11 protein-coding genes are annotated in these 9,611 nt (G+C 69.9%); 10 read left to right on the top strand and 1 reads right to left on the bottom strand.

Annotated features, from left to right (window positions below; translation table 11 throughout):
• Positions 1-192: hypothetical protein (locus tag ABWK99_RS09730; protein WP_372594502.1), on the bottom strand; the 192-nt coding region annotated here is incomplete at its 3' end.
• Between the two features lie 265 nt (positions 193-457).
• Between ABWK99_RS09730 and ABWK99_RS09735 the strand changes: the two genes are divergently transcribed.
• The 10 genes from ABWK99_RS09735 to ABWK99_RS09780 form a co-directional block, all read left to right on the top strand.
• Positions 458-1,510, top strand: a complete 1,053-nt coding sequence (locus ABWK99_RS09735; protein ID WP_372594503.1) for a TRAP transporter substrate-binding protein — start codon at positions 458-460, stop codon at positions 1,508-1,510.
• A 35-nt stretch (positions 1,511-1,545) separates the two neighbouring features.
• Complete coding sequence (locus tag ABWK99_RS09740) at positions 1,546-2,049, top strand: TRAP transporter small permease (RefSeq protein ID WP_372594504.1); 504 nt, start codon at positions 1,546-1,548, stop codon at positions 2,047-2,049.
• A gap of 16 nt (positions 2,050-2,065) precedes the next feature.
• Complete coding sequence (locus tag ABWK99_RS09745) at positions 2,066-3,376, top strand: TRAP transporter large permease (protein WP_372594505.1); 1,311 nt, start codon at positions 2,066-2,068, stop codon at positions 3,374-3,376.
• A gap of 80 nt (positions 3,377-3,456) precedes the next feature.
• Positions 3,457-4,296: a 5-dehydro-4-deoxy-D-glucuronate isomerase gene (kduI, locus tag ABWK99_RS09750; RefSeq protein WP_372594506.1), complete on the top strand. Its 840-nt coding sequence runs from the start codon at positions 3,457-3,459 to the stop codon at positions 4,294-4,296.
• Positions 4,297-4,313: 17 nt separating this feature from the next.
• Complete coding sequence (locus ABWK99_RS09755) at positions 4,314-5,099, top strand: IclR family transcriptional regulator (RefSeq protein ID WP_372594507.1); 786 nt, start codon at positions 4,314-4,316, stop codon at positions 5,097-5,099.
• Between the two features lie 38 nt (positions 5,100-5,137).
• Complete coding sequence (locus tag ABWK99_RS09760; RefSeq protein WP_372594508.1) at positions 5,138-5,926, top strand: SDR family oxidoreductase; 789 nt, start codon at positions 5,138-5,140, stop codon at positions 5,924-5,926.
• Between the two features lie 80 nt (positions 5,927-6,006).
• A complete protein-coding gene (locus tag ABWK99_RS09765; RefSeq protein WP_372594509.1) occupies positions 6,007-7,020 on the top strand; it encodes a C-terminal binding protein in 1,014 nt (337 codons plus the stop codon).
• A gap of 1 nt (position 7,021) precedes the next feature.
• Positions 7,022-8,056: a zinc-binding dehydrogenase gene (locus ABWK99_RS09770; RefSeq protein WP_372594510.1), complete on the top strand. Its 1,035-nt coding sequence runs from the start codon at positions 7,022-7,024 to the stop codon at positions 8,054-8,056.
• The gene (locus tag ABWK99_RS09775; protein ID WP_372594511.1) at positions 8,053-8,808 is read left to right on the top strand and encodes an SDR family oxidoreductase; all 756 of its coding nucleotides are present in this window, start codon (positions 8,053-8,055) and stop codon (positions 8,806-8,808) included. The genes ABWK99_RS09770 and ABWK99_RS09775 overlap by 4 nt, the downstream gene beginning before the upstream one ends.
• Positions 8,809-8,842: 34 nt before the next feature.
• Positions 8,843-9,611, top strand: a 769-nt coding sequence (locus tag ABWK99_RS09780; RefSeq protein ID WP_372594512.1) for an IclR family transcriptional regulator, incomplete at its 3' end; no start/stop codon positions are given.

The raw sequence follows: 9,611 nt of genomic DNA on the forward strand, positions 1-9,611 counted from the left end.
CCAGCCCGGCTGCAGCAGCCGGTTGACGGCGCCCGCGTCGATCGCGTCGTCGTCGGCGGGCGCCGGCATCTCGAGCCCGCCGATCGGGAGCTCGGCAAGGGCGGCGTAGAACTCGGCGGCGCTCGGCTCGTCCTTGGGGGCCATGGCGTACCCGCCGAGCAGGGGAAGCGTGCTTCGCAGGTCTGGGGACATCGTCGTCACTCCTGTGTGTGTGCTCAGGTCTCGATTCGGTCTCACGTGGCCGAGGGGACCTAGGTCGCCTTGTCGCCCTCGCTCGATCCGGCTACGTTGTTCCGCGTACCGGACCATTGTTCCATATCCGAGGGTTCTGACAGTGGAGTCAGCCACCACGACGCAGAAGTCGCCCCTCACGCAGCACCCGGGAGACCGGTTCGGCCCTCGTCTCCCCGTTCACGCAGGAAGAGCTCACTCAGGTGGGCCGACAAAGGAGTCATTCATGAGGCGTACGACGGCCGCATCCTTCGCGGCGATCCTCGGTGCATCGGCGATCGCGCTCAGCGCGTGCAGCGCAGGCACCAGCCCCGTCACCACCGACGAGACCACCTCGGCCACCGGCGAGGCCACCGCGAACGCGGACACCATCGTCATGAAGGCCGCCTTCAACCAGCCCGAGACCCACCCGCAGTACATCGTGCTCGACGAGCTCGGTGACAAGCTCTTCGAGGCGACCGACGGCGCCTACGACATCGAGGTCTTCCCGAACGAGACCCTCGGCGCTCAGCGCGAGACGATCGAGCTCGTCCAGGCCGGCACGATCGAGATGGCCTACATCGGCGGCCCGCTCCTGGAGAACTTCAACCCGGACTTCGTCGTCTTCAACCTGCCGTTCGTGTTCGACTCGCAGGACCACCAGCGCGAGGTCACCAACGACCCGGAGATCGTCACCGACCTGTACGACTCGCTCGTCGACCAGAACATCAAGGTCATGGGCGCGTTCCACGGCGGCGTCCGGTCGGTCTACAACTCGGAGAAGCCGATCAACACCCCGGCCGACCTCGCCGGGATGAAGATCCGCGTCATCGAGTCGGACACCAACATCGAGATGATGAGCCTCATGGGCGGTACCGGTACCCCCATGGGCCAGGGCGAGGTCTACACGGCCATCCAGTCCGGTGTCATCGAGGGCGGCGAGAACAACGAGCTGATCTACTCCGGCCTCAAGCACGCCGAGGTCGCGCCGTACTACAGCTACACGCGCCACCTGATGTTCCCCGACTACCTGATCATCAACCCGGCCGTGCTCGACGCGATGGACGCCGACACCCAGGCGATCTTCTCCGAGCTCCTGGGCGAGGCCATCGAGCACGAGGCCGAGCTGTGGAAGGAGCAGATCACCACTGCCAAGGCTGACGCCGAGGCTGCCGGTGCCATGTTCAACGAGGTCGACGCCGAGGCGTTCCGCGCGGCCATCGCCCCGCTGACCGAGGCCAAGCTCACGAACGACGTGACCAAGGACATCTACGCCAAGGTCCAGGCCGCGATCAGCTGACCAGGCCCACCCCTCCGCCCCGAAGAGGTCTCCACATGAACGCAGTGAAGAACGGTCTCGACCGCGTGCTGATGCTCGCGTGCGTGGTGCTGTTCGCCGTGCTCGTCGTCGATGTCGCCTGGCAGGTCTTCGCCCGCCAGGTCCTGGACCAGCCCTCCGGCTGGTCGGAAGAGCTGGCGAAGTACCTGTTCATCTGGCTCGGCCTCTTCGGGGCGGCGCTGGTCTTCGGCGAGCGCGGTCACATCGCGGTCGACTTCGCGGCGCGCAAGCTGCCGCGGGTCGGCCAGCGGGTGGTCGCGGTCGTCGTCCAGCTCGCCGTCCTCACCTTCACCGGGATGACCCTCATCTGGGGTGGTATCCGGGTGGCGAACCTGGCATGGGCCCAGAACCTCACCGGCCTGCCGGTCAACGTGGGGCCGCTGTACCTGGCCCTGCCCATCAGCGGTGTCCTCATCGCCTTCTACACCATCTACCACCTGGTCCGGATCCTCAGCGGCGCGGAGAGCGCCGTCGAGGACGCCGAGCCCGACGTCCTGTGAAGGAGGGCTGAGCCACATGGATACCGCAACGCTCGCCGCTCTCGTCCTCCTCGGAGGCATCGCACTCTTCCTCATCATGGGTGCGCCCATCTCGATCGCCGTCGGCCTGTCCTCGCTCACCGCGATGATCACCGCGCTCGGCGTCGAGAACGGTGTGCTCACCTCCGCCCAGCAGGTCTTCCGTGGGATCAACTCGTTCCCCTTGCTGGCCATCCCGTTCTTCGTCCTCGCCGGCGTGATCATGAATCAAGGCGGGATCGCGCTACGGCTCGTCAACGCCGCCAAGGTCATGGTCGGCAAGGCCCCCGGATCGCTCGCCCAGACGAACATCGCGGCCAACGTGCTGTTCGGGGCGGTCTCCGGCTCCGGTGTCGCCGCTGCGGCGGCCATCGGCTCCACGATCGGCCCGATCCAGGCGAAGGAGGGCTACAACAAGTCCTTCGCCGCTGCGACGAACATCGCCTCCGCCCCGGCCGGGATGATCATCCCGCCGAGCAACCTGATGATCGTCTACTCCCTGGTCTCCAGCGCCTCGGTCGCCGCACTGTTCGTCGCGGGGTACATCCCCGGTGCGATGTGGGCAGCAGCCTGCATGGTCATCGTCTACCTCTACGCCCGCAAGCGTCCCGAGCTGAAGTACACGGAGAAGATCACCTTCGCCCAGGGCGCCCGGACGATCCTGTCCGCCGTCCCCGCTCTCGCGCTCATCGTGGTGGTGATCGGCGGCATCCTCGCCGGGTACTTCACGCCGACCGAGGGCTCGAACATCGCCGTCATCTACTCGCTCGTGCTGGCCTTCGCCTACCGCGCGATCAAGGTCAGCCAGATCCCGAAGATGCTCCTCGACGCGGCTCGCACGACCTCGGTCGTCATGTTCCTCGTCGGCGTCTCCTCGATCATGGGCTTCGTCATGAGCTTCGCGAAGATCCCGGCGATGGCCTCGGAGGCGATCTTCAAGGTCAGCGACAACCCCGTCGTCATCCTGCTGCTCATCGCCGTGATCCTGCTGGTCCTCGGGATGTTCATGGACCCGACGCCCGCGGTCCTCATCTTCACGCCGATCTTCCTGCCGATCGTCACCGCCATGGGGATCCACCCCGTGCACTTCGGGATCATGATGGTGATGAACCTGTCGATCGGCACGATCACCCCGCCGGTCGGCCCGATCCTCTTCGTCGGCGCCAAGGTGGCCGACATCGCGATCGAGGACGTCATCCGCAGGCTGATGCCGTTCTTCCTCGCGCTCCTCGTCGTCCTGGTCATGGTGATCTTCACGCCTGGCCTGTCGATGTGGCTGCCCACCCAGCTCGACCTCGTCACGCCGTGACCGGAGCCCGGCCTGCCCGCGGGCAGGCCGGGCCCGCACGGACCCGTTCACGGACCATCGCACGCCCCTCGGAGGACCTCATGGAACAGCGCTACGCGACCAGCCCGGAGCACGTGCCCGGGATGGACACCGACGAGCTGCGTCGCCGCTACCTCGTCCAGGGGCTCTTCGTCGACGACGAGGCGAGTGCCGTCTACACCCACCACGACCGCGTGGTCCTGGCCGGGGTGAAGCCCGTGTCCGGGCCCGTCGCGCTGCCGACCTTCCCGGAGATCCGCAGCGAGTTCTTCTTCGAGCACCGCGAGGCGGGGATCGTCAACGTCGGCGGTGCCGGGACGGTGACCGTCGACGGGACGAGCTACGAGCTCGGCCACGCCTCCTGCCTCTACGTCGGCCGCGGCGCCGTCGACGTCACCTTCGCCTCGGCCGATGCCCAGGGCGACGGCGGGCCGGCGCGGTTCTACCTCGTCTCGGCCCCCGCGCACACGGGCTACCCGACGACCCTCGTCCCTGCCGGGACCGGGACCGTGCGTGAGCTCGGCGACGCGCTCACGTCGAACCGCCGCACGCTCAACCAGTACATCCACGAGAACGGCGTGCGGTCCTGCCAGGTGGTCATGGGCGTGACGACCCTGCACCCGGGCAGCATGTGGAACACCATGCCGGCGCACACGCACGACCGCCGGATGGAGGCCTACCTCTACTTCGACCTGCCGGAGGACGCGCGCGTCATCCACCTCATGGGCGAGCCCACGGAGACCCGCCACCTGGTCGTGGCCAACGAGGAGGCGACGATCGCCCCGAGCTGGTCGGTGCACTCCGGGGTGGGTACGGCGTCCTACAGCTTCGTGTGGGCGATGGCCGGCGAGAACCAGTCCTTCGACGACATGGACGGATTCCCCGTCGTCGAGATGCGCTAGGCAGAAGGATGGCCGTCATGACCACCCAGACACCCGGTGCGCCGAGCGCCTCGCCCTCCGGCACGTCCAACGCGAGCGAGAAGACCCTGCTCGTCCTCGAGGCCGTGCTCACCCATGACCGCTTCACCGACGTGGTCGCGGCGACCGGGTTGGCGAAGGCGACCGTGCACCGCATCCTCATGACCCTCGTCGCGAGGGAGTTCGTGACCATCTCCGAGGCGGGGGGCTACCTGCCGGGTCCCAAGATCCTGTCCCTGGCCGGCGCGGTCCTCCAGCGGATCGACATCTCGGCGATCGCTCAGCCCTTCGTCGACGAGCTCGTCGCGAAGGTCCACTGCACCGTGCACGTCGGGGCGGCCAACGGCGACGAGATCATCTACCTGATCCGCTCGGACTCCGACAAGCCGTACCAGATGCCCTCGCGGGTCGGGCACGCGATCCCCATGCACAGCACGGGGATCGGGAAGGTCGTCCTGTCGAGCTACTCGGACGAGGCCCTCGACAGGTTCGCCGCCCGCGCGGGACTTCCGGCGCTGACCGAGCACACGATCACCGACATCGAGACCCTCCGTGCGGAGCTCCACCACGTCCACGAGGTGGGCTACGCCCGCGACCGGGAGGAGAACGTCCCGGGTATCGGATGCGTCGCGGCACCGATCCGTGACCACACGGGGAAGGTCAGCTACGGGCTGTCCATCTCCACCATCACCCTCGAGCACAGCCCGGAGCAGATCGACGCGATGTCCGTCGACGCGATCGCGACGGCCGACAAGATCTCGCGCGCCCTGGGCTGGAGGCCCTGAGCACACCGCACCGCACCACCGACCGAAGGACTGACGCAATGACCGCACTGACGACTCCCGCCGAGTTCGCCCACAGCCTGCTCGGCCTCGAGGGGACGACGGCCGTCGTCACGGGCGCGAGCCAGGGCATCGGCCTGGCCATCGCGGAGACGCTGGCCGCCGCCGGCGCCGACGTCATCGGCGTCAGCTATGACATGGTCGACGGACCGAGCGAGGTGCGCACCGCGGTCGAGGCCACGGGGCGCACGTTCACCCCGCTGCGCTGCGACTTCTCCGTGCGCGAGCAGGTCACGGCCCTCGCCGCCGACCTCGCCGCGCGGAAGGTCGACATCCTCGTCAACAACGGCGGCACGATCCGGCGCACACCTGCCGCGTTCCACACCGACGAGGACTTCGACTACGTCGTCGACGTGAACCTCCGGGCCGCCTTCATCCTGTCGCGGGAGGTCGGGCGCACGATGCTCGAGCGCGGCTCCGGCAAGATCGTCAACACGGCGTCGATGCTCAGCTTCCAGGGGGGCATCAACGTCCCCGGCTACACCTCGTCGAAGTCGGCGATCGCCGGCCTCACCAAGGCGCTGGCCAACGAGTGGGCCGCAGGTGGCGTGAACGTCAACGCCGTCGCCCCGGGCTACGTCGCCACCGCGAACACCCACGACCTGCGCCAGGACCCCGAGCGGAGCAAGGCGATCCTGGACCGCATCCCCGCCGGCCAGTGGGCCCAGCCCTCCGACATCGCCGGGGCCGTCCTCTTCCTCTGCTCGCCCGCTGCGTCCTACGTGCACGGCGCGATCCTGCCCGTCGACGGCGGGTGGCTCGCCCGCTAGCCCTCGAACTCACCGCTCAGGCAGCCGACCACGGGCCGGCTGCCGGGACCCCGCTGTGCCCGAACACCCTGAGGAGTGCTGTGAAGATCGTCATCACCGAGTGCGATCACGACGCGTTCGACATCGAGCGAGCCGTGACGGATGCTGCGGGGGCCGAGCTCGTCCTCGCCCAGTCGCAAGGCGCCGCCGAGGTCATCACGAACGCCGCAGGGGCGCAGGGGATCCTCGTGCAGTACGCGCGGATCACCGCAGAGGTGATGGACGCCCTGCCGGACCTCAAGGCCATCGGCCGGTACGGGGTCGGGGTCGACTCGGTCGACATCGCCGCCGCGACCGAGCGGGGCATCGCCGTGTGCAACGTCCCGGACTACGGCACCGAGGCCGTCTCCGACCACGCGATCGGGATGGCGCTCGCCGCGGCTCGCGGGATCCCGCGGCTGGACCGTGGGGTGCGCGCGGGCTCGTTCGACCTGGTCGCGGTGCGTCCGCTCTACCAGACCCGTGAGCGGGTGTTCGGGGTGATCGGGCTCGGGCTCATCGGCACGGCCACCGCCCGCAAGGCCGCCGGCCTGGGCTACGAGGTGATCGGCTACGACATCGCGGCCGATCCCGAGGCCGAGACCTTCCACGGGGTGCGCTCGGTCAGCCTGGAGGAGCTCCTGGAGCGCTCGCAGGTGGTCTCGCTGCACACCCCGCTGACCGAGCAGACCCGCGGGATGCTCGGTGCCGAGCAGTTCGCGAGGATGCGCCCGGACGCGATCCTGGTCAACACGAGCCGCGGCGGGGTCGCGGACACCGAAGCCCTGGTCGAGGCGCTGCGCTCCGGTCAGATCCTCGGCGCGGCGATCGACGTGCACGACATCGAGCCGCTGCCTGCCGACCACCCCCTGACCACCTTCGACTCGGTCGTGCTGACCCCGCACCTGGCCTGGTACACGGAGGAGTCCTACGCCGAGCTCAAGCGGCGCACCGTGGAGAACGTGGTGGAGGTCTGCGCGGGACGAGCGCCGCGCAACATCGTCAACCCGGAGGTCCTGGGGGCCCCCGGCCGCAACGAGGCGTGCGCTGCGGCGACCGCCGGGACGGGAGCCTGAGATGAGCGAGATGACCGCGGCCGTGTGGACCGCGACGGACACGACCGAGACCCGCCGGGTCCCGATGCCCGAGGTGCCCGAGGGCTGGGCGCTGGTGCGGATGGCCTACAACGGCATCTGCGGCACGGACCTGGCGATCCTGCACGGCAAGCACCCCCGTGCGCAGGCTCCGCTGATCATGGGGCACGAGATGTCCGGCTGGGTCGAGCAGGCCGGTGCCTCCGGGCCCGCTGCCGGGGCGCTCGTCGTCGTCGAGCCGCTGCTGTCCTGTGGGGAGTGCAGGTCCTGCCGCGACGGGAACGCGCATGTCTGCCGCCGGCTCGGCCTGTACGGGATCGACACCCCCGGTGGGATGGCCGAGTACGTCGCGCTGCCCCCCGAGGTGCTGCACGAGGTCCCCGAGGGCGTCGACCCCCGTACGGCCTCGCTCGCCGAGCCGCTCGCCGTCGCCGTGCACGCCGTCGCGCTGTCCGGGATGCAGCAGGGTGACACGGTCGCCGTCTACGGCGCCGGACCGATCGGGATCCTCACCGCCCTGGTGGCACGCCACGAGGGCGCCGGCCGGGTCGTCATCACCGAGCCGAGCCCCTGGCGCCGCTCGGTCGCCGAGTCCATGGGCTTCACCGTCGTGGCCGAGGGGTCGACGATGGCCGAGACGCTCGACCCGCTGACCGACGGCGAGGGGGCCGACACGACCTTCGACACCGCGGCCCACCCGAGCGTGGCCGCCGAGCTGACCGAGGTCACCCGGGTGCTCGGCCGGATCGTGATCGTCGGCGTCTACAAGGCGCCCGCGCCGATCGACCTGCGTGCGGTCTGCTTCAAGGAGCAGTCGATCGTCGGGGTGCGCGTCTACACGACCCCGGACGTGACCCGCGCGATCGAGCTGATCGCCTCCGGCGCGCTCGGGCTCGACACCTTCCCCACCAAGGCCTTCGGCCTCGACCAGGTCGGTGCCGCCTTCGACGCCGCCACCACCGGGCAGGACTGCCTCAAGGTCCTGCTGACCCCCCTCGCCGGAAAGGCAGACGCATGAGCACCCCCTTCGATCTCACCGGACGCACCGCCCTGGTCACCGGAGGCGGCCGCGGACTGGGCGCGGGCATCACCCGCGCGATGCTCGACGCCGGCGCCGACGTCATCGTCTACGGGCGCAGCGCGCTCCCCGACGACCTCGTGGCCTACGCCGCCGAGCGGGGCAGGGCCCTGGACCTGCACTCGGTCGACCTGGGCGACTCCGAGGCCATCGCCGAGGTCTCGGCCCGGGTGCTCGCCGAGCGCCAGGTCGACATCCTGGTGAACAACGCCGGCACGCAGGAGCGCCACCCCGCGGTGGACTTCCCGCTGGAGTCCTTCGACCGCGTGATGGACGTCAACCTGCGCTCGGTCTTCCAGCTCTGCCAGATCTTCGGGCGCCCGATGCTCGAGCGTGGCGACGGCAAGGTCGTCAACATGGCCTCGCTGCTCTCCTTCCAGGGCGGGCTGACCGTCCCGGCCTACGCCGCGAGCAAGGGTGCCGTCGCGCAGCTCACCAAGGCGCTGTGCAACGAGTGGTCGAGCAAGGGCGTCAACGTCAACGCGGTGGCCCCCGGCTACATGGCCACCGACATGAACACGGCCCTGCTGGCCGACCCGGTGCGCCTCGAGCAGCTCTCGGTGCGGATCCCCGCCGGGCGCTGGGGGCAGCCGGAGGACATCGGCAACGTCGTCGTCTTCCTCGCCTCGTCCGCCTCGGCCTACGTGCACGGTCAGGTGCTGGCCGTGGACGGGGGATGGCTGGCTCGTTGAGCGTCCCGGTCCGCCGATCTCCTACGGTGGCCCCATGACCGAGAACTCCGACGCGCCGCGCGACCCCGCTCCGGTGGGGAGCGCGGCGTCGCCGGTCGAGTCCGTCGACCGGGCGTTGCTCGTGCTCCAGGCGCTCGCTGCCTCCGGCGGGCACGGCACCGGCCTTGCCGACCTCGCCGCTGGGCTCGGTCTGAACAAGTCGACCGTGCACCGCACCCTGGCCGCGCTCCGGTACCGCGGGTTCGCCACCCAGGACCCGGCGACGGGGACCTACCTCCTCGGTCCGGCGGCGACCCGGCTGGCCGACGACTTCCTCGGCGACGAGAACCTCGCCGTCCTGCTGCACCCCGCACTCGTCGCGATCTGCCTCGCGGCCGACGAGCTGGTGCACCTCGGTGTGCTCAGCGGGACCCAGGTGCTCTACCTCGACAAGGTCGAGCCGGAGCGGTCGGTGCGCGTGTGGTCGGCCGTCGGCAGGCGGATCCCCGCCGTGACCACGGCGCTCGGCCGGGCCCTGCTCGCCTACCGGGGAACCACGCGGGCAGCGCTCTCGGCGTACGTGGGCGCGGCCGTGGCGAGCATCGGTCCGTCGGACACCTCCGGGCGGCCGGTGGACGTCGAGCATCTGTGGTCCGTGATCGAGCGCGCACGGGAGACCGGTTACGCGACGGAGGACGAGGAGAACGAGCCCGGGATCAGCTGTCTGGCTGTCCCGCTGCTGCGTTCGGGGACAGCGGTCGCCGCCGTGAGCATCACCGCCCCCGCCGAGCGGATGTCGGCCGAGCGGGTCGCCCGGCTGCACG

Origin of the sequence: Actinotalea sp. (assembly GCF_041597215.1) — a bacterium.
GTDB lineage: Bacteria > Actinomycetota > Actinomycetes > Actinomycetales > Cellulomonadaceae > Actinotalea.

What these genes read in the sequence shown, in the direction of transcription:
- ABWK99_RS09735 (WP_372594503.1), top strand. Translation starts at nt 458, where the DNA reads ATGAGGCGTACGACGGCCGCATCCTTCGCGGCGATCCTCGGTGCATCG.
- ABWK99_RS09740 (WP_372594504.1), top strand. Translation starts at nt 1,546, where the DNA reads ATGAACGCAGTGAAGAACGGTCTCGACCGCGTGCTGATGCTCGCGTGC.
- ABWK99_RS09745 (WP_372594505.1), top strand. Translation starts at nt 2,066, where the DNA reads ATGGATACCGCAACGCTCGCCGCTCTCGTCCTCCTCGGAGGCATCGCA.
- kduI (WP_372594506.1), top strand. Translation starts at nt 3,457, where the DNA reads ATGGAACAGCGCTACGCGACCAGCCCGGAGCACGTGCCCGGGATGGAC.
- ABWK99_RS09755 (WP_372594507.1), top strand. Translation starts at nt 4,314, where the DNA reads ATGACCACCCAGACACCCGGTGCGCCGAGCGCCTCGCCCTCCGGCACG.
- ABWK99_RS09760 (WP_372594508.1), top strand. Translation starts at nt 5,138, where the DNA reads ATGACCGCACTGACGACTCCCGCCGAGTTCGCCCACAGCCTGCTCGGC.
- ABWK99_RS09770 (WP_372594510.1), top strand. Translation starts at nt 7,022, where the DNA reads ATGAGCGAGATGACCGCGGCCGTGTGGACCGCGACGGACACGACCGAG.
- ABWK99_RS09775 (WP_372594511.1), top strand. Translation starts at nt 8,053, where the DNA reads ATGAGCACCCCCTTCGATCTCACCGGACGCACCGCCCTGGTCACCGGA.